This is a genomic window from Streptomyces sp. NBC_00193 (genome assembly GCF_026342735.1).
In the GTDB taxonomy this organism is placed as follows: domain Bacteria; phylum Actinomycetota; class Actinomycetes; order Streptomycetales; family Streptomycetaceae; genus Streptomyces; species Streptomyces stoeckheimensis.
The window spans coordinates 5,423,676-5,441,561 of record NZ_JAPEMM010000001.1 but is presented as its reverse complement, the minus strand read 5'-3'; the positions used below and the strand labels follow the sequence as shown (position 1 = coordinate 5,441,561).

At 71.3% G+C, this 17,886-nt stretch carries 17 protein-coding genes; 2 read left to right on the top strand and 15 right to left on the bottom strand.

The annotated features are described in order from the left end of the window. Window position 1: 1 nt before the first annotated feature. Window positions 2–991, bottom strand: a complete 990-nt coding sequence (locus tag OG898_RS24345; protein WP_266959199.1) for an aspartate carbamoyltransferase catalytic subunit — start codon at window positions 989–991, stop codon at window positions 2–4. A 145-nt stretch (window positions 992–1,136) separates the two neighbouring features. After that, complete coding sequence (pyrR, locus tag OG898_RS24340; RefSeq protein ID WP_266959198.1) at window positions 1,137–1,736, bottom strand: bifunctional pyr operon transcriptional regulator/uracil phosphoribosyltransferase PyrR; 600 nt, start codon at window positions 1,734–1,736, stop codon at window positions 1,137–1,139. Between the two features lie 240 nt (window positions 1,737–1,976). On the opposite strand from pyrR, the gene bldD reads away from it, so the two are divergent. Beyond that, a complete protein-coding gene (gene bldD, locus OG898_RS24335) occupies window positions 1,977–2,477 on the top strand; it encodes a transcriptional regulator BldD (RefSeq protein WP_069929708.1) in 501 nt (166 codons plus the stop codon). Between the two features lie 176 nt (window positions 2,478–2,653). Here bldD and nusB read toward each other — a convergent pair whose 3' ends face one another. The 13 genes from nusB to OG898_RS24270 form a co-directional block, all read right to left on the bottom strand. Continuing rightward, entirely contained in the window at window positions 2,654–3,091 is a 438-nt protein-coding gene (nusB, locus tag OG898_RS24330; RefSeq protein ID WP_214948214.1) for a transcription antitermination factor NusB, read from the bottom strand. 2 nt (window positions 3,092–3,093) lie between these two features. Continuing rightward, window positions 3,094–3,660: an elongation factor P gene (efp, locus tag OG898_RS24325; RefSeq protein WP_266876513.1), complete on the bottom strand. Its 567-nt coding sequence runs from the start codon at window positions 3,658–3,660 to the stop codon at window positions 3,094–3,096. Window positions 3,661–3,719: 59 nt separating this feature from the next. After that, window positions 3,720–4,829 carry an aminopeptidase P family protein gene (locus OG898_RS24320; protein WP_266959197.1) on the bottom strand — a complete coding sequence of 370 codons (1,110 nt, stop codon included), beginning with the start codon at window positions 4,827–4,829 and terminating at the stop codon, window positions 3,720–3,722. A 94-nt stretch (window positions 4,830–4,923) separates the two neighbouring features. Then, window positions 4,924–5,691: an AAA family ATPase gene (locus OG898_RS24315; RefSeq protein WP_266959196.1), complete on the bottom strand. Its 768-nt coding sequence runs from the start codon at window positions 5,689–5,691 to the stop codon at window positions 4,924–4,926. Window positions 5,692–5,826: 135 nt separating this feature from the next. Next, complete coding sequence (gene aroB, locus OG898_RS24310) at window positions 5,827–6,918, bottom strand: 3-dehydroquinate synthase (protein ID WP_266959195.1); 1,092 nt, start codon at window positions 6,916–6,918, stop codon at window positions 5,827–5,829. Beyond that, a complete protein-coding gene (locus tag OG898_RS24305) occupies window positions 6,915–7,397 on the bottom strand; it encodes a shikimate kinase (protein ID WP_266960410.1) in 483 nt (160 codons plus the stop codon). Before OG898_RS24305 ends, aroB begins: the two co-directional genes overlap by 4 nt. A gap of 44 nt (window positions 7,398–7,441) precedes the next feature. Further along, entirely contained in the window at window positions 7,442–8,626 is a 1,185-nt protein-coding gene (aroC, locus tag OG898_RS24300) for a chorismate synthase (RefSeq protein ID WP_266959194.1), read from the bottom strand. 180 nt (window positions 8,627–8,806) lie between these two features. Next, window positions 8,807–9,634 carry a shikimate dehydrogenase gene (locus OG898_RS24295; RefSeq protein WP_266959193.1) on the bottom strand — a complete coding sequence of 276 codons (828 nt, stop codon included), beginning with the start codon at window positions 9,632–9,634 and terminating at the stop codon, window positions 8,807–8,809. Between the two features lie 6 nt (window positions 9,635–9,640). Continuing rightward, window positions 9,641–11,380, bottom strand: coding sequence for an endolytic transglycosylase MltG (mltG, locus tag OG898_RS24290; RefSeq protein WP_266959192.1), 1,740 nt, complete (start codon window positions 11,378–11,380; stop codon window positions 9,641–9,643). 127 nt (window positions 11,381–11,507) lie between these two features. Next, window positions 11,508–11,978 carry a Holliday junction resolvase RuvX gene (gene ruvX / locus OG898_RS24285; protein ID WP_243334308.1) on the bottom strand — a complete coding sequence of 157 codons (471 nt, stop codon included), beginning with the start codon at window positions 11,976–11,978 and terminating at the stop codon, window positions 11,508–11,510. A 2-nt stretch (window positions 11,979–11,980) separates the two neighbouring features. Next, the gene (gene alaS, locus OG898_RS24280) at window positions 11,981–14,650 is read right to left on the bottom strand and encodes an alanine--tRNA ligase (RefSeq protein ID WP_266959191.1); all 2,670 of its coding nucleotides are present in this window, start codon (window positions 14,648–14,650) and stop codon (window positions 11,981–11,983) included. After that, on the bottom strand, window positions 14,650–14,994 hold the full coding sequence (locus tag OG898_RS24275) for a DUF6167 family protein (RefSeq protein ID WP_266959190.1): 345 nt from the start codon (window positions 14,992–14,994) through the stop codon (window positions 14,650–14,652). Before OG898_RS24275 ends, alaS begins: the two co-directional genes overlap by 1 nt. Window positions 14,995–15,002: 8 nt before the next feature. Further along, window positions 15,003–15,443: a DUF948 domain-containing protein gene (locus OG898_RS24270; protein WP_266959189.1), complete on the bottom strand. Its 441-nt coding sequence runs from the start codon at window positions 15,441–15,443 to the stop codon at window positions 15,003–15,005. A gap of 169 nt (window positions 15,444–15,612) precedes the next feature. Between OG898_RS24270 and OG898_RS24265 the strand changes: the two genes are divergently transcribed. Continuing rightward, window positions 15,613–17,880, top strand: coding sequence for an AAA family ATPase (locus tag OG898_RS24265; protein ID WP_266959188.1), 2,268 nt, complete (start codon window positions 15,613–15,615; stop codon window positions 17,878–17,880). Window positions 17,881–17,886: the final 6 nt, after the last annotated feature.

The window sequence follows — 17,886 nt, the reverse complement described above, 5'->3', positions numbered from 1 at the left end:
GTTACTTGCTCTCCTCGGTGCGGGGCGTGCTGGCGGTGGTGACGGCGGGCTCGGAGCCTCCGAGCAGCAGGTACAGGACGGCCATGCGGATCGAGACGCCGTTGGTGACCTGCTCGATGACCGTGCAGCGGTCGGAGTCGGCGACCTCGGCGGTGATCTCCATGCCGCGGACCATCGGGCCGGGGTGCATCACGATGGCGTGCTCGGGCATCCGCGCCATGCGGGCGCCGTCCAGGCCGTAGCGGCGGGAGTACTCGCGCTCGGTCGGGAAGAAGGCGGCGTTCATCCGCTCGCGCTGCACCCGCAGCATCATCACGGCGTCGGACTTCGGCAGCACCTCGTCCAGGCTGTACGAGATCTCGCACGGCCAGGCCTCGACGCCGACGGGCACCAGGGTGGGCGGGGCCACCAGGGTGACCTGGGCGCCGAGGGTGTGCAGCAGGTGGACGTTGGAGCGGGCGACCCGGCTGTGCAGCACGTCGCCGACGATGGTGATCCGGCGGCCGTTGAGGTCCTTGCCGAGCCCGGCGTCCTTGCCGACCAGGCGGCGGCGCATGGTGAAGGCGTCGAGCAGGGCCTGGGTGGGGTGCTCGTGGGTGCCGTCGCCGGCGTTGATCACCGGGGCGTCGATCCAGCCGGAGGTGGCGAGCCGGTAGGGGGCACCGGAGGCGTGGTGGCGGATGACGACCGCGTCGACGCCCATGGCCTCCAGGGTCTGGGCGGTGTCCTTCAGGGACTCGCCCTTGGAGACGCTGGAACCCTTGGCCGCGAAGTTGATGACGTCGGCGGAGAGGCGCTTCTCGGCGGCCTCGAAGGAGATCCGGGTCCGGGTCGAGTCCTCGAAGAAGAGGTTGCAGATCGTGCGGCCGCGCAGGGTGGGCAGCTTCTTGATCGGCCGGTCCGCGACACGGGCCATCTCCTCGGCGGTGTCGAGGATCAGGACGGCGTCGTCGCGCGTGAGATCGGCGGCCGAGATGAGGTGGCGCTTCATCCGGGTGCTCCGTAAGTCGGTGAGGTCAAGGCCGTGGTGAGGTCAAAGCCGTGGTGAGGCCGTGGGGAGGTCAGACGGGCTGGCTGGGGGTGCGGGCAGGGCAGGCTGCGGCGCGGACCCGAGGGGCCCGGCCGTCGGCGAGGGGCTACTGCCCGGCTGCCCGGGCGGTCCGCTGGCCGAGCAGCACGGCGTCACGGCCGTCCTCCTCCTGGACCTGGACCTGGACGTTCTCCCGCAGCGACGTGGGGAGGTTCTTGCCGACGTAGTCGGCGCGGATCGGCAGTTCGCGGTGGCCGCGGTCGACGAGGACCGCGAGCTGCACCGCGCGGGGGCGGCCGAGGTCGCCGAGGGCGTCGAGGGCGGCGCGGATGGTGCGGCCGGAGAAGAGAACGTCGTCGACGAGGACGACCAGGCGGCCGTCGATGTCGTCGCCGGGAATCTCGGTGCGGCCGATCGCCCGGGCCGGCTTCATCCGCAGGTCGTCGCGGTACATGGTGATGTCGAGGGAGCCGACCGGGATCTTCACACCGGTGATCTCTTCGAGCTTGGCGGCCAGCCGGCGGGCGAGGAACACGCCGCGGGTGGGAATGCCGAGGAGCACCACGTCGTCGGCGCCCTTGGCGCGTTCGACGATTTCGTGGGCGATGCGGGTCAGAACACGGGCGATGTCCTGCGCTTCGAGAACGGGGCGCATGACTTCGGCATCGATGCCACTGTCCTGAGACTGAGACTGCTGAGTGTCCATGAAAAGGACCTCCTTCTCCGCCTCACGGGACGGACCTTAAAGGACGTCGGATGTACGTGTTCCACGGTACCAGGGGGATTCCCGCGACCGGGCATCGGGGCAGACCAGGACCCCTCTTACGTGGGCGTCGCAGACCATTCGGCTTGACGCATCCAAGTAACGCTGCGTAACCTCACAGTGAGTTACCAGCCGCGCGGCGGAGCCGCACGTGGTCATGTCGTCACAGCGTCCGGGAGCGTTATGTCCAGCGAATACGCCAAACAGCTCGGGGCCAAGCTCCGCGCCATCCGCACCCAGCAGGGCCTTTCCCTCCACGGTGTCGAGGAGAAGTCCCAGGGCCGATGGAAGGCCGTGGTGGTCGGTTCTTACGAGCGCGGAGACCGCGCCGTGACCGTCCAGCGTCTCGCCGAGCTGGCGGACTTCTACGGGGTTCCCGTGCAGGAGCTGCTGCCTGGCACGACCCCCGGCGGAGCGGCCGAGCCGCCGCCGAAGCTGCGCCTGGACCTGGAGCGTCTCGCCCACGTTCCCGCCGAGAAGGCCGGCCCGCTGCAGCGTTACGCGGCGACCATCCAGAGCCAGCGCGGCGACTACAACGGCAAGGTGCTCTCGATCCGCCAGGACGACCTGCGCACCCTCGCCGTCATCTACGACCAGTCGCCCTCGGTCCTGACCGAGCAGCTCATCAGCTGGGGCGTACTGGACGCGGACGCGCGTCGCGCGGTGGCGCACGAGGACATCTAGTCCCCCGAGCCCCAGCAGAAACGTTTACCGGTGGGTGCCGGGAGCCGACAGGCTCCCGGCACCCACCGGCTTTTTCATGCCCGCACGGGGGCGCCCGGCGCCCTCGGGGGCGTACGACGGAGGGCCCGCAGCGCGCGTGCGCTGCGGGCCCTCCGTTCTCGCCGTACCGGCGCCTGTCAGCTCTCGCTGCGGCGCAGCTTCGGCTTGAGGTCCTTGAATCGGCCGAGCAGTCCGTTCACGAACGAGGGGGACTCGTCCGTGGAGAACTCCTTGGCCAGCTGGACGGCCTCGTCGATGGCCACGGCGTCCGGGGTTCCGTCGACCCAGATCAGCTCGTAGGCACCGAGACGCACGATGTTCCGGTCCACGACCGGCATGCGGTCGAGGTCCCAGTCCACGGCGTAGGTGGCGATCAGATCGTCGATGCGGTCCACCTTGTCGGCGTACCCCTCGACGAGTTCCATGGTGAACTCGTTCACCGCGGGCTGGCGGTCGGTGTCCGACCGCGAGTGGCGGACCCAGTCCGCGAGGACCTCGCGCACGGAGACCCCGCGCTGGTCGGCCTCGAACAGGATCTGGAAAGCGCGCTTGCGCGCGTTGCTCCGGGCAGCCACGGTTAGCTGTTCACCCGGCCGAGGTAGTCGCTGGTGCGGGTGTCGACCTTGATCTTCTCACCGGTGTTGATGAAGAGCGGGACCTGGATCTCGTGGCCCGTCTCCAGCGTCGCCGGCTTGGTGCCACCGGTGGAACGGTCGCCCTGGACGCCCGGGTCGGTGTGCTCGATGGTCAGCTCGACGGCGGCCGGGAGCTCGACGTAGAGCACCTCGCCCTCGTGGCGGGCCACGGAGGCGGTGAAGCCCTCGATCAGGAAGTTGGCGGCGTCACCGACGGCCTTCTTGTCGACCATCAGCTGGTCGAAGTCCTCCATGTCCATGAAGACGAAGTACTCGCCGTCCATGTAGGAGAACTGCATGTCGCGGCGGTCGATGGTGGCCGTCTCGACCTTGGTGCCGGCGTTGAACGTCTTGTCGACGACCTTGCCGGACATGACGCTCTTCAGCTTGGTGCGCACGAAGGCCGGGCCCTTGCCGGGCTTGACGTGCTGGAACTCGACGACGGACCAGAGCTGGCCACCTTCGAGCTTGAGCACCATGCCGTTCTTGAGGTCGTTCGTGGAAGCCACGGTTTGGGAATCTCCTGCACTGGAAGACCACGGGTGCGCGCACAGCCCGTCGACGCGGGCTAGAGCGCGAGCAGCTCCTTGGTCGTAATGGTGAGTAGCTCGGGACCGCCGTCCGCCTCGGGGCGTACGACGAGCGTGTCATCGATCCGGACACCGCCCCGACCGGGGAGGTGAACCCCCGGTTCGACGGTGACCGGCACGCAAGCGTCCAGTTTACCCATGGCCGTAGGTGCAAGCTGCGGGTCCTCGTCGATTTCGAGACCGACTCCGTGTCCGGTCCACGCCGCGAGGGCCTCGCCGTGACCTGCGGAGTCGAGGACGGAGCGGGCCGCGTGATCCACGTCGCGGTACGCGGCCCCGGGCAGCAGGGCCTCCCGGCCCGCCCGCTGAGCGGCGAAGACCAGGTCGTACAGCTCGATCTGCCAGTCGGCGGGGGTCGTGCCGATCACGAAGGTGCGGCCGATCTCGCAGCGGTAGCCCCGGTAGTTCGCGCCGAGGCAGACGGAGAGGAAATCACCCTCCTCGACCCGCCTGTCCGAGGGCCGGTGCCGGGAGCGGCCGGAGTGCGGGCCGGTGCCGACGGAGGTCGGGAAGGCGGGGCCGTCCGCCCCGTGGTCCACGAGCCGGCGTTCCAGCTCCAGGGCGAGGTGCCGTTCGGTGCGGCCCACGAGGATCGATTCGAGCAGTTCCCCGAGAGCCTGGTCGGCGATCTCGGCGGCGATCCGCAGACAGGCGATCTCCTCCTCGTCCTTGACGAGGCGCTGCTGTTCCACGGCGGTGCCCAGATCGGCGAGGCGCAGCCGGGGTGCCACCGAGCCGATGGCCCGGTGCCGGCCGACGGTGAGGTGGTGTTCCTCGACGGCGAGGGAATCGGCGCGGGCGGCGGAGGCCGCGTCGGCCGCCGCGACGGCGGGATCCGCTCCCGGACCGGCCAGCACGGAGAGCCTCAGGTTCTCGTCGAGCCGTCCCTCGTCGGCCTCCCCGGAGGGCTGCCCGGCGCAGAACAGCATGTCCTCGCCGCTCGGACCGACCAGCAGGACCGCGCCCAGCGGCGACGCCCCGGAGAGGTAACGGACGTTCGCCGGACGCGTGATGAGTGCGGCGGCGTTTCCGGCGGCCGCACAGCGGTCGCGAAGCAGGCCCCGGCGGGCCGCGTACACGTCTGACATGTTTCCGAGCCTACGAGCGCTGCGCTCATCCGGCCTGGTGAGCACCGCCGTACGGGGGCCGGGCCCGGCCCGGCGGGCGCCGCGGGCGCGGATTTCAGTAGGCCGGTTGCGAGATGACCCGGGCCAGGGTCTCGTCCAGGGCGCGGGCGGTGCCCTCGACGTCCAGGTGGGAGTTGTCGATGATCGGCAGCCCGGATCCATACCAGCCGGCCATGCGGCCGTGGATCCGCGCGACCTCCTCGTCGGAGAGGCGACGGTTCCCGGAGCGGGCGGCGTTGCGTTCCAGGACGATTTCCAGGCCGGGCAGCAGGACGACGGGCAGCAGCGCGGGCCCCACGTGGCGCTTCCAGCCGCCGAGGCCCACCACCGGCCGGTCCGGGAACACGGCGTCGTCGAGGATGCACGAGATCCCGTTGGCCAGGAAGTTCCGGGCGGCGAAGCCGCAGGTGCGGCGGGCGAGGCGGTACTGGGCCTCGGAGTGGTCGTTCCATCCGGCCTGCGGGTCCGCGAAGCCCGAGCACACCCATTCCCGTACGTCGTCCAGGCTGATGTGCGCGGTGGGGACGGGCCGGGTGGCGGCCCAGTGGCGGGCCACCGTGGTCTTGCCTGCGCCCGCGGGGCCGATCAGCAGGACCGCGAGGGTGGCTCCGCCGGTGCCGGGAGCGGCGGGGGGCAGCGGGACGTGCCCGGTGAACCCGTCCGGCGGACCCGGCGCGGCCGGCGGCGCCGCGGGCGCGGAGGTCAGAGGGGGTGCGGGAGGCGCGGGCCAGCCCGCCACGGGCGGTATCCCCGGCTGCGGGGGCGCCGCCGGGTGCCGACTCCCCTGCGGCTCCCAGCCACCGCCTCCCACTCCCTGCTGCATCCGCTGCCACTCCGTCTCGTTCCACCACGACTGATGCGAGAACGTTATATGACCCCGGCGGCCCGCCGGGTCACGCGGTCAAGAGATGGTCCGGTTCCGGACGGTTCGGGCCGGTTCGCACCGGCCCGAACCGGCTCAGGCAGCGACCTCGCCGAAGGCCGCCACGAGGACGGCCGGGTCGGGACCCTCCAGGACGGTCGGCTTCGCCAGCCCGTCCAGGACGATGAAGCGCAGCAGGTCGCCCCGGGACTTCTTGTCGAGCTTCATGGTCTCCAGCAGCTTGGGCCACTGGTCGCCGCGGTAGGTCAGCGGCAGTCCCACCGAGGCGAGGACGGCCTTGTGCCGGTCCGCGGTCGCGTCGTCGAGCCGGCCCGCGAGCCGGCCCAGTTCGGCGGCGAAGACCATGCCGATCGAGACGGCGGCGCCGTGGCGCCACTTGTAGCGCTCGTTCTTCTCGATGGCGTGCGCGAGGGTGTGCCCGTAGTTGAGGATCTCCCGCAGGCCCGACTCCTTGAGGTCGCTGGAGACCACGTCGGCCTTGACCTGGATGGAGCGGCAGATCAGCTCGGCCGTGTGCGGGCCGGCGGGCGTGCGCGCCGCCTCGGGGTCGGCCTCGATCAGGTCGAGGATCACCGGGTCGGAGATGAATCCGGCCTTGATGATCTCGGCGAGACCGCTGACGTAGTCGTTGACCGGCAGCGAGTCCAGCGCCGCCAGGTCGCAGAGCACACCGGCCGGCGGGTGGAAGGCACCGACGAGGTTCTTGCCCTCGGCGGTGTTGATGCCGGTCTTGCCGCCGACGGCCGCGTCCACCATCGCCAGGATGGTGGTCGGGACGGCGATCCAGCGCACCCCGCGCAGCCAGGAGGCCGCGACGAAGCCCGCGAGGTCGGTGGTGGCTCCCCCGCCGACGCCGACGATGGCGTCGCTGCGGGTGAAGCCGGACTGGCCCAGCGCCTTCCAGCAGTACGCCATCACCTCGACCGTCTTGGCCTCTTCGGCGTTCGGCACCTGGATGGCGACGGCCTCGTACCCCTGCGCGGCGAGGTCGTCCCGCAGGGCCTCACCGGTCGAGGCGAGGGCCTCGGGGTGGATCACGGCGACCCGCTGGGCCTTCGTACCGATCAGGGAGCCGAGCTCGCCGAGCAGCTGCCGGCCGACCAGCACCTCGTACGCGTCGTGCCCGGCGCTCGCGCCGACCTGGATCCGCGTCACCTGGTCTGTCATGCGTTCTTCAACTCCAGAGCGTCGAGGACCGCCTGGGCGACCTCTTCGGGGGTACGGGCGTCGGTGGCCACCACGACGCGCGCGACTTCGGTGTACAGGGGACGCCGGGCGTCCATCAGCTCGCGCCACTGACGGCGCGGGTTGACGGCGAGCAGCGGGCGCGCGGCGCCGAGGCCCACGCGCTTGACCGCTTCCTCGACGTCCATCGAGAGGTAGGCGACGGGCAGCCCGGTCAGCAGTTCGCGCGTCTTGTCGTCGAGGACGGCGCCGCCGCCGAGGGCGAGGACTCCCTCGTGCCCGGCGACGGCGGCGGCGACCGCCTCCCGCTCCAGCTCACGGAAGTACGGTTCGCCCTCGTCCACGAAGATGTCGGAGATCTCCCGGCCCTGGGCCGCCACGATGTCGGCGTCGGTGTCCCGGTAGGAGACTCCGAGCCGCTGGGCGATCAGCTCGCCCACGGTGGACTTGCCGGACCCCATGGGGCCGACGAGGACCACCAGGGGTCCGGTCGCACGGTCGCCGGTCACCGGATCTGCAGGTTGTCGAGGTAGGACTGGACGTTGCGGCGGGTCTCGGGGACCGAGTCGCCGCCGAACTTCTCCACGACGGCGTCGGCCAGCACCAGGGCGACCATGGCCTCGGCGACGATGCCCGCGGCGGGCACGGCACAGACGTCGGAGCGCTGGTGGTGCGCGACGGTGGCCTCGCCGGTGGCGACGTCCACGGTGGCCAGCGCCTTCGGCACGGTCGCGATCGGCTTCATCGCGGCGCGTACGCGCAGCAGCTCGCCGGTGCTCAGACCGCCCTCGGTGCCGCCGGAGCGGCCGGAGGTCCGCTTGAGGCCCTCGGGGGTGGAGACGATCTCGTCGTGCGCCTGGGAGCCGGGCACGCGGGCCAGGTCGAAGCCGTCGCCGACCTCGACGCCCTTGATGGCCTGGATGCCCATGAGCGCGGCCGCGAGGCGCGCGTCGAGGCGGCGGTCCCAGTGCACGTGCGAGCCGAGGCCGACGGGCACCCCGTAGGCGAGGACCTCGACGACGCCGCCGAGGGTGTCGCCGTCCTTGTGGGCCTGGTCGATCTCCGCGACCATCTGCTTCGACGCGTCGGCGTCCAGGCAGCGCACCGGGTCGGCGTCGAGCTTCTCGACGTCGGCGGGGGTCGGCAGCACGCCGTACGGGGCCTTGGCGGCGGCCAGCTCCACGACGTGGGAGACGATCTCGATGCCGGCCACCTCCTTGATGAAGGAGCGGGCGACGGCGCCGAGGGCGACGCGGGCGGCGGTCTCCCGGGCGCTGGCGCGCTCCAGGATCGGCCGGGCCTCCGAGAAGCCGTACTTCTGCATGCCCGCGAGGTCGGCGTGGCCGGGGCGGGGGCGGGTCAGCGCGGCGTTGCGGCCGGTCTCCTTGAGGAGCGAGGGGTCGACCGGGTCGGCCGACATCACGGTCTCCCACTTGGGCCACTCGCTGTTGCCGATCATCACGGCGACCGGGCCGCCCTGTGACAGGCCGTGGCGCACACCGCCGAGGATGGTGATCTCGTCCTGCTCGAACTTCATCCGGGCACCGCGGCCGTAGCCGAGCCGACGCCGGGCCAGGTGTTCGGCCACCAGCTCTGTGGTGACCGGGACGCCGGCGGGAAGCCCCTCCAGCGTCGCTACCAGAGCCGGGCCGTGAGATTCCCCGGCCGTCAGCCAACGCAACCTGCTCAACGATGCTCCTCGTGCTCGCGCCTGATTCATCGATGGCGCGATCGGGTGCGCGGCCCGGACCCGCCTTCACCCGATCCTCCCATGTCCGGGCCCGTACACCGCCCTCGGTCCAGCTATCGGACGGCGGCGCACCCCGGCTCGCGGGCGAGCTGTGGATCTAGAAGTGGTCTGCGGTCCCGCTCAGTGGCGGGCGCGCAACGCCGCCTCGCCCGCGGCGCGCATGGCCGCGAGGGGGGCGGTGGGGCAGCCGGTCATCAGCTCGACCTGGAGGACCGCCTGGTGGACCAGGAGGTCGAGGCCGCCGAGGAGCTTGCCGCCCCGCTGCGTCCAGGCCGCCGCCAGGGGCGTGGGCCAGGGGTCGTACAGGACGTCGAAGAGGGTGCCCGCAGCGGCGGGCACGGAGGCGGCCAGCTCGTCCGTGGCCCCGGCCGGGGTGGTGGCGATGACCAGCGGCGCGGCCAGCGCCTCGGCCGCCCGCGACCAGTCGGCCGTACGGACGTCCACGCCGAGCCGCTCGCCCCACTCGCGCATCTCCGCGGCCCGGGCCTCGGAGCGTACGTACGCGGTCACCTCGCCGGTGCAGATCCGGGCCAGCGCGGCGAGCGCCGAGGAGGCGGTGGCGCCCGCGCCGAGGACGGCGGCGGACTCCACCTTCTGGACGCCCTGCTCGCTCAGCGCGGCGAGCAGGCCGGGGATGTCGGTGTTGTCACCGACCTTGCGTCCGTCCTCGGTGAAGACGACGGTGTTGACCGTCTCCACGGAGGCGGCCGTGTCGCTGATCTCGTCGAGCAGCGGGATGATCGCCCGCTTGAGCGGCATGGTCAGTGACAGCCCGGCCCACTCGGGGCCGAGCTGTGCCAGGAAACCGGGGAGCGCGGCCTCGTCGATCTCGAAGCGGTCGTACGACCGCTCCCCGAGGCCGAGCTCCTGGTACGCGGCGCGGTGCAGCACCGGCGAGAGGGAGTGCTCGATGGGAGAACCCAGCACCGCGGCCCGTATCCGTGACATGTCCTGCTACCCGCCGTTCTTCTGCTTCTGCCGTTCCTGGAACTCGGCCACGAGCTTGAGGTGCTCGTCGTAGGTCTTGGTGAAGGTCGTCTTGTTTTCGTCGACCGCCACGAAGAACATCCAGCCGCCGTGGTCCGGGTTGAGCGTACCGTTCAGGGCGTCCAGGCCGGGGTTCCCGATCGGGCCCGGGGGCAGTCCCGCCACGTTGTGCGTGTTGTACGGGTGGACGAACGCCTTGGCTTCCTTGACGTTGAAGTTGATCTCGCTCTTGCCCGTGATGTAGTTGTACGTCGAGTCGAACTCGATCTTCCGGTTCGTCACGTCGTTGGTCTTCTTGAGGCGGTTGTAGACCACCTCCGACATCTTCCGGAAGTCGTCGTGGTTCTTGCCCTCGGCGTTGACGAGGCTGGCGACCGTGATCACCTGGAGCGGGTTGTCCAGGCCCAGTTCCTTGGCCTTGCCCTCGACCCCGAGCTCCGTGTACTTGTCGGTCGCGTTCTTGACCATCTGCTTGAGCAGGGACTCGGGAGTGCTGTCCTTGGTCAGGTCGTAGCGCATCGGGAACAGGAAGCCCTCGAGGGGGTCCATGATCTTCGGATCGTTGTTCGCCCAGGCCGGCAGACCGAGGGTCTTGGCCTGCTTGAAGGCGATGTCCTTGGTGGTACCGGCCGGCTTCTCGAGCTTCTTGTCGATCGCGTCGTAAACCACGCTGTTGCGCATGCCCTCGGAGATCGTGAGGACGTGCAGCTTCGAGGGGTCGGTCATCACCTCGACCGCGGCGGCCGCCGACATCTTCTTCTTCAGCGGATAGATGCCGGGCTGGATCGACTTGCCCTCGGGCCGGCTGCTCGCGGCGTCCACGAACGCCTGGGCGCTCGCGACGACGCCCGCCTCCTTGAGGATGCGGCCCATCTGGCCCAGGCCCGCGCCCTTGGGGATCTCCACGTCGACGGTCACGTCGATGCCGTCGCCCGCGAAGTCCTCGGCCGCGCCGAACTTGTCCTTGATGTAGCTGTAGCCGTAGTAGCCGCCACCGCCGAGCACGCCGACGATGACCACGGCCGCGATGAGGCAGGCCATGCCGCTGCGCTTCTTCGGCTTGCCGCCGCCGGAGCGGCCCGACCGGCGGCCGCCGCGACCGTTGTCGTCGCCGTCGCCGTCACCGTCGTCCTCGCCACCGTCTCCGCCGGCGAGGAAGGTGTCCGCGGCCTGGTCGGCCGGGGAGTCCTCCTCCGGCCAGTCCTCCGCCGTGTCGAGGTGCCGCTGGCTCGGGGGCCGCGGCGGCGGGAAGGCCTCGGGGGTGCCGTAGAGGTCGGGGGCCTCGCCGGGGTAGCCGCTCGTCTGCTGCTGCGCGTACGGATCCGCGCCCGCATACGGGTCGGCGGCCTGCGGGACCCCGGCGTAGTGGCCCTGCCCGGTGTCCCAGACCTGGCCCTGACCGCCGTACGAGTCCTGGTGCTGCGGGTGCTGCTGATGCTGAGGGTGCTGCTGGTACTGCTGCGGGTGCTGGGGATACGGCACCTGCTGCTGTTGCTGGTACGGCATCTGCTGGGCCTGGGGGTACTGACCCTGCTGCTGCTGGTAGTAGGCCTGCTGGGGCTGAGGCTCCTGCTGGTACTGCTGCGGGCCGCCGACGTAGGGCACCTGACCCTGCTGGGCCTCGTGCCCGGTCCACCCCTGGTCCCCGTACTGCGGGTCCTCGGGGTGCCACGGTTCGGGGCCAGGGCCCCGGCCATACTCAGTCATCGATCCCCTAGCGCGCCGCAGGGCGTTGGCCGCGACTCCGTCTGCCGCGACACACGGTTCCGCCTCTTCTGATGGGCGACGGCTGTTCGAATGCCGTCACATCGCGCGGAACGTTACCGTATCGCGATCAGACAACCACTTCGACGCACTCACCGGGCGGATTACCTGATACCCGTTCGGTCTCCAGAGCGTTCTGAAGGATCACCACGGCGGCCGCCTGATCGATGACCGACCGGCTCTTCTTCGCGTTCTTCCCCGAGGCCCGCAGGCCCTGGGCGGCGGTGACCGTGGTCATCCGCTCGTCCACCAGACGGACCGTCACGGGCTTGATGCCCTTGGCGAGTTCCGTGGCGAAGGCGCGGCACTTGGCCGCGGCCGGCCCCTCCCGCCCGCTGAGCGAGCGGGGCAGACCGACCACCACCTCGATGGGCTCGTACTCCGCGACGAGCTGCCGCAGCCGCCGGTGGGCGAAGGGGATGTCCCGGCCCGGAACGGTCTCGACCGGTGTGGCCAACACCCCATCGGGGTCGCACGAGGCGACCCCGATCCGGGCGTCACCGACATCGATGGCCAGACGGCGGCCGCGGCGCAGTGTCATCTTCAGGCCGTCTCTACGACGAGGCGCTCGACCGCGGCGATGGCCTCGGGGACGGCGGCCGGGTTCTGGCCACCGCCCTGGGCCACGTCCGGCTTGCCGCCACCGCCGCCGCCGAGGGTCTTGGCGGCCGTACGGACCAGGTCGCCGGCCTTGAGACCGCGCTCGCGGGCGGCCTCGTTGGTGGCGATGACCGTCAGCGGGCGATCGTTGGCCGTGGTGAACAGGGCCACGACGGCCGGGCGGTCGCCCTGGATGCGGCCGCGGACGTCGAGGACCAGCTTGCGCAGGTCGTCGGCGCCGGTGCCGTCCGGGACGGTGCCCACGACGAGGGCGACGCCCTTGATGTCCTGGGCGCCCGCGGCGAGGCCGGCGGCGGCCTGGAGGACCTTCTCCGCGCGGAACTTCTCGATCTCCTTCTCGGCGTCCTTCAGCTTGCCGAGCATGGAGGCGATCTTCTCCGGCAGCTCCTCCGGACGGCCCTTGACCAGCTCCTGGAGCTGGGCGACGACCGTGTGCTCCTTGGCGAGGAAGTTGTACGCGTCCACGCCGACGAGGGCCTCGACGCGGCGCACGCCGGACCCGATGGAGGACTCGCCGAGCAGCTTCACCAGGCCCAGCTGGGCGGTGTTGCCGACGTGCGTGCCGCCGCACAGCTCCTTGGAGAAGTCGCCGATGGTCACGACGCGCACGCGCTCGCCGTACTTCTCGCCGAACTCGGCGATGGCGCCCTGCTTCTTCGCCTCGTCGATGCTCATGATCTCGGCGGTGACTTCGAGCTCGCGGGAGAGCACGTCGTTGATCTTGTGCTCGACGTCGGTGAGGACCGAGCCGGGGACGGCGTTCGGCGAGCCGAAGTCGAAGCGGAAGCGGCCGGGCGAGTTCTCGGAACCGGCCTGGGCGGCCGTCGGGCCGAGCGCGTCGCGCAGGGCCTGGTGCGTCAGGTGCGTGGCCGAGTGGGCGCGGGCGATGGCCCGGCGGCGCTGGATGTCGATGGCGGCGTACGCGGAGGCGCCCACCGTCACCTCGCCGACCTGGACGGAGCCCTTGTGCACGGAGACGCCCGGGACCGGCTGCTGCACGTCGCGGACGACGATGACGGCGCCCGAGTCGAGCCTGATGCGGCCCTGGTCGGCGAGCTGGCCGCCGCCCTCGGCGTAGAAGGGGGTGCGGTCCAGGACGACCTCGACCTCGTCGCCCTCGGAGGCGGCGGGCGCGGAGACGCCGTTGACCAGGAGGCCGACGATGGTGGACTCGCCCTGGTTGGTGGCGTAGCCGGTGAACTCGGTGGCGCCGGAGCCGTCGGCGATCTCCCGGTAGGCGGACATGTCCGCGTGGCCGGTCTTCTTGGCCTTGGCGTCGGCCTTGGCCCGGTCCCGCTGCTCCTGCATCAGGCGGCGGAAGCCGGGCTCGTCCACGGCGAGGCCCTGCTCTGCGGCCATCTCCAGGGTGAGGTCGATCGGGAAGCCCCAGGTGTCGTGGAGCAGGAACGCCTTGTCGCCGGCCAGGACCGTGCCGCCGGCGGCCTTGGTCTCGCTGACGGCGGTGTCGAGGATGTTCGTGCCGCCCTTGATGGCCTTGAGGAAGGCGGCCTCTTCGGCGAGCGCGACGGTCTCGATGCGCTTGCGGTCGGTCACGAGCTCCGGGTACTGCTGCCCCATCGTCTCGATGACCACGTTGACCAGGTCCTGGACGACCGGACCGGTGGCGCCCATGAGGCGCATGTTGCGGATGGCGCGGCGCATGATGCGGCGCAGCACGTAGCCGCGGCCCTCGTTGCCGGGGGTGACGCCGTCGCCGATGAGCATGGTCGAGGTGCGGATGTGGTCGGCGACCACGCGCAGCGAGACGTCCGTGCCCTGCTCGGCGCCGTACCGCACGCCGGTCAGCTCGGTGGCCTTGTCCATGACCACGCGCAGGGTGTCGGTCTCGTACATGTTCTGTACGCCCTGCAGGATCATGGCGAGGCGTTCGAGGCCGAGACCGGTGTCGATGTTCTTCGACGGCAGGTCGCCGAGGATCGGGAAGTCTTCCTTCCCGTCGCCGGCGCCGCGCTCGTACTGCATGAAGACCAGGTTCCAGATCTCCACGTAGCGCTCGTCGTTGACGGCGGGGCCGCCCTCGACGCCGAACTCGGGGCCGCGGTCGTAGTTGATCTCCGAGCAGGGACCGCAGGGGCCCGGGACGCCCATGGACCAGAAGTTGTCCTTCTTGCCCAGGCGCTGGATGCGCTCCTGCGGGACGCCGACGACGTCGCGCCAGATGGCCTCGGCCTCGTCGTCGTCGAGGTAGACCGTGATCCAGAGCTTCTCGGGCTCAAGGCCGTAGCCGCCGTCCGCCACGGAGCTGGTGAGCAGCTCCCAGGCGTACTTGATGGCGCCTTCCTTGAAGTAGTCGCCGAAGGAGAAGTTGCCGCACATCTGGAAGAACGTGCCGTGGCGGGTGGTCTTGCCGACCTCTTCGATGTCCGGCGTACGGACGCACTTCTGCACGCTGGTGAGCGTGGACGCGGGCGGCTTGACCTCGCCGAGGAAGTACGGCTTGAACGGCACCATGCCCGCGGGCACCAGCAGCAGAGTCGGGTCGTCCGCGATGAGCGACGCCGAAGGGACAACGGTGTGACCGCGCTCCTCGAAGAAGCTCAGCCAGCGGCGGCGGATTTCAGCCGACTCCATCAGTGGTCCTCATTCCGGTTGTACGAAAACTGTGTGGTTGGGTCGTTCTGGTCCTGCTCGATGGCCCGCAGCCGCCGCGGCCCGGGAAGGGCGGTGACGTTGGCGGGCAGGTCGGGATCCTGGTGGAGTCCCAGTGCGTCGTTCAGCTCGTCCTCGCGCTGCGACATTCCCGACTTGACGTCGAGGGCGAAGTCCTTGAGGCGGTGGCCCGCCTCGATCGCCTTGTCGGCGGCCTGGGCGGCGAGGCTCTCCGGCGTCAGCTTCTTGAGCTGCCGGTTGACCTTGGTGGTGGCCCACACGCCGGCGGCTGCGCCGGCGGTGAACCAGAAGGCTCGGCGGAACATCGGAGATCTCAGCCCTTCTGCTTCCGGCGCCGGGCCGCCGGCACCGTACGGCCGACGATCACGGTCCGTCGGGAGGTCTTGCCCTGCGCGTCCTGCGGGGTCGCGCCGCCCTTGCCGAGCGCCTTGCGGACGCCGTAGCCGAAGGCGGCGACCTTGACGAGCGGGCCGCCGAAGGTGGACGCGACGGTGGAGGACAGCGCGGAGGCGTTGGAGGTGACTTCCTGTACGTCGCTCGCGATGGCGTCGACCCGGTCGAGCTGGGTGCGGGCGGAGCGGACGGTGGTGGAGGCGTCCGCGAGCAGCGGGACGGCCTGCTCGGTCACGTCGGCCACCAGCTTGGTGGTCGCCTTGAGCACCTGGGCCAGCCTCACCAGCACCACGGCGAGGAACGAGACCAGGATGGCCCAGAAGACGGCCACGAGGATCCCGGCCACCTCTCCACCGGACACGTTCACACCGCTCTCTACAGATTGATCACCAAGCGAAAAAGTCGTCCTCCGACCCTATCGCGCCGGAGATCCGCCGCAGTACCGGAAATCCGGGGCGCCGCCCCTGCCGGGCGCCCGGGACCGACCCGCCTTGTACGCAGCGCATGCGGACCAGTACGCTCCGTGTCCCATGCGACAAAGACCCATTCCACGAAGGACGCCGGGCAATCTTCCCTCGGACCTGAGCGGCTTTGTCGGGCGGGGCGGGGAACTTTCCGAGTTGGGGCGGCTGCTGGACGCCTCGCGGCTGGTCACGGTGACCGGCGCGGGGGGCGTGGGCAAGACCCGCCTGGTACTGACGGCGGCCAGGGCGGCCGCCGACGCGGCGGCCGGTCCCGTCCGCCCTCCCGACGCGGGCGGCCCCGCCGATCCGGCGCAGGAACGCTACTTCGACGGGGTGTGGCTGGCCGAGCTGGCCTCCGTACGCGATCCGGCGCTGCTGGAGCTGACGCTCGCCGAGGCGCTCGGGCTGACCGACCACACCACGAGGCCACCCCGGACGGTCCTTGCCGAACACCTGGCCGAGCGGCGGCTGCTGCTGGTCCTGGACGGCTTCGAGCAACTGGTCGACGAGACCGCGGACCTCGTACGGGACCTCCTGCGCCGCTCCCCCGGCCTGCGCGTGCTCGCCGCCGGCCGGCGCCCGCTGACCCTCGACGGGGAGCTGTCCTGGCCGCTCGCCCCGCTGGATCCGGAGGAGGCCCTGGCCCTGCTGATCGAGCGGACCTCGGCGGCCGATCCGTCCTTCGCCCTGACGGAGGCCAACCGGGCGGTGCTGGCCGAGCTGTGCGCCCGCCTCGACGGCCTGCCGCTGGCGCTGGAGCTGGCGGCGGGCCGGCTGCGCACCCTGTCGCCGGAGCAGGTGCTGTCCCGGCTGGAGGACCGCTTCGCCCTGCTGACGGGCGGCTCGCGCGGCGCCCTGCCCCGGCACCGGGCGCTGCGCACGGCGATCGGCTGGAGCCACGAGCTGTGCACGGCCGGGGAGCGGCTGCTGTGGGCGCGGCTCTCGGTGTTCGCCGGGCAGTTCGACCTGGACGCCGCCGAGTACGTGTGCGCGGGGCCCGACCTGCCGGTGGATTCGGTGCTGGACCTGGTCGGGGAGCTGCTGGGGCAGTCCCTGCTGGTCCGGGAGGAGACGGCGGCCGGGGTCCGCTACCGGATGCTGGAGAGCGTACGGATCTACGGGGCGGGCTGGCTGGAGTCGCTGGGCGACGCCCGGCGGCTGCGGCGCCGGCACCGGGACTGGTACATGGGCCTGGCGACCTGGTGCGAGCTGGACTGGTTCAGTCCGCGCCAGGAGGAGGTGGCCGCGCTGGTGGAGGCGGAACTGCCGAACCTCCGGCTCGCGCTGGAGTGCTGCCTGGACGAGCCGGAGGAGATCCACCTGGGCCAGTACCTGGCGGGCACCCTGTGGTTCTTCTGGGCCGGCTGCGGCCGGCTCACCGAGGGCCGGCACTGGCTGGACCGGACCCTGGAGGGTGACCTCGGGCTCGCCGGGCCGGAGTACGAGAGCTCCCGGCTGAAGGCGCTGTGGGTGCTCGGGTACGTCGCGGCCCTGCAGGGCGACTCGGTGGCCTCGATGAGCGCGCTGTACGAGTGCCGGGACGGGGCCGCGCGGAGCGAGAACCCGGTGGCGGGCGCGTACGCCGTGCACCGGATGGGCTGTCTGGCACTGATCTCGGACGACATGACCCGGGCCGGGGAGCTGCTGGGCTCGGCGCTGGAGCGCTACCGGGAGGCCGGGGAGCTCAACAGCAACGTGCTGATGTGCCAGGTGGAACTGGCGATGGCGCTGGCCTTCCAGGGGGATCTGGCGGGCGCGCTCTCGCTGTGCCGGGAGGTCCGGGACATCTGCGAGGAGCGCGGGGAACGCTGGACCAAGGCGTACGCCCTGTACGTCCTGGCGTACGCGGCACTGGACGCCGGGGGCACGGCCGAGGCGCGGCGGCTGCTGGCCGAGTGCGTGGCCATCAACCACACCTTCCGCGATCTGGTCGGGCTGGTGCTGGCGGTGGAGCTGCTCGCGCTGGTCACGGTGGCCGAGGGGCATCCGGCGGAGGCGGCGGTGCTGCAGGGGGCGGCGGAGCCCCTGTGGGACGGGGTGGGGATGCGGCTGTTCGGCTCGGGGTACTTCAACGCACCGCGGCTGATGTGCCAGGAGCGGGCGGGCGAACTGCTGGGCGCCGAGCGGTACGCCTCCTGCGCCAGGCACGGCCGGACCCTGCCCCTGGACACCCTCGTGGAGCGCGCCCTGCGGGGCCCCGAGCCGGCTCCGGTGCCGGCGGGACCGCTGCCGAGGCCGCGCGGCACGACCGAGCGGGCGGAGCGGCCGATGGTGCACCCCGGGGCGAAAAGCAGGAAACCCGCCGGCTCCCCCGAAGGGGAACCGGCGGGCTGACCAGCC

Coding starts and splice junctions, on each gene's coding strand:
- OG898_RS24345 (WP_266959199.1), bottom strand. CDS start 991: ATGAAGCGCCACCTCATCTCGGCCGCCGATCTCACGCGCGACGACGCC.
- pyrR (WP_266959198.1), bottom strand. CDS start 1,736: ATGGACACTCAGCAGTCTCAGTCTCAGGACAGTGGCATCGATGCCGAA.
- bldD (WP_069929708.1), top strand. CDS start 1,977: ATGTCCAGCGAATACGCCAAACAGCTCGGGGCCAAGCTCCGCGCCATC.
- OG898_RS24320 (WP_266959197.1), bottom strand. CDS start 4,829: ATGTCAGACGTGTACGCGGCCCGCCGGGGCCTGCTTCGCGACCGCTGT.
- OG898_RS24315 (WP_266959196.1), bottom strand. CDS start 5,691: ATGCAGCAGGGAGTGGGAGGCGGTGGCTGGGAGCCGCAGGGGAGTCGG.
- aroB (WP_266959195.1), bottom strand. CDS start 6,918: ATGACAGACCAGGTGACGCGGATCCAGGTCGGCGCGAGCGCCGGGCAC.
- OG898_RS24305 (WP_266960410.1), bottom strand. CDS start 7,397: ATGGGGTCCGGCAAGTCCACCGTGGGCGAGCTGATCGCCCAGCGGCTC.
- OG898_RS24295 (WP_266959193.1), bottom strand. CDS start 9,634: ATGTCACGGATACGGGCCGCGGTGCTGGGTTCTCCCATCGAGCACTCC.
- mltG (WP_266959192.1), bottom strand. CDS start 11,380: ATGACTGAGTATGGCCGGGGCCCTGGCCCCGAACCGTGGCACCCCGAG.
- ruvX (WP_243334308.1), bottom strand. CDS start 11,978: ATGACACTGCGCCGCGGCCGCCGTCTGGCCATCGATGTCGGTGACGCC.
- alaS (WP_266959191.1), bottom strand. CDS start 14,650: ATGGAGTCGGCTGAAATCCGCCGCCGCTGGCTGAGCTTCTTCGAGGAG.
- OG898_RS24275 (WP_266959190.1), bottom strand. CDS start 14,994: ATGTTCCGCCGAGCCTTCTGGTTCACCGCCGGCGCAGCCGCCGGCGTG.
- OG898_RS24265 (WP_266959188.1), top strand. CDS start 15,613: ATGCGACAAAGACCCATTCCACGAAGGACGCCGGGCAATCTTCCCTCG.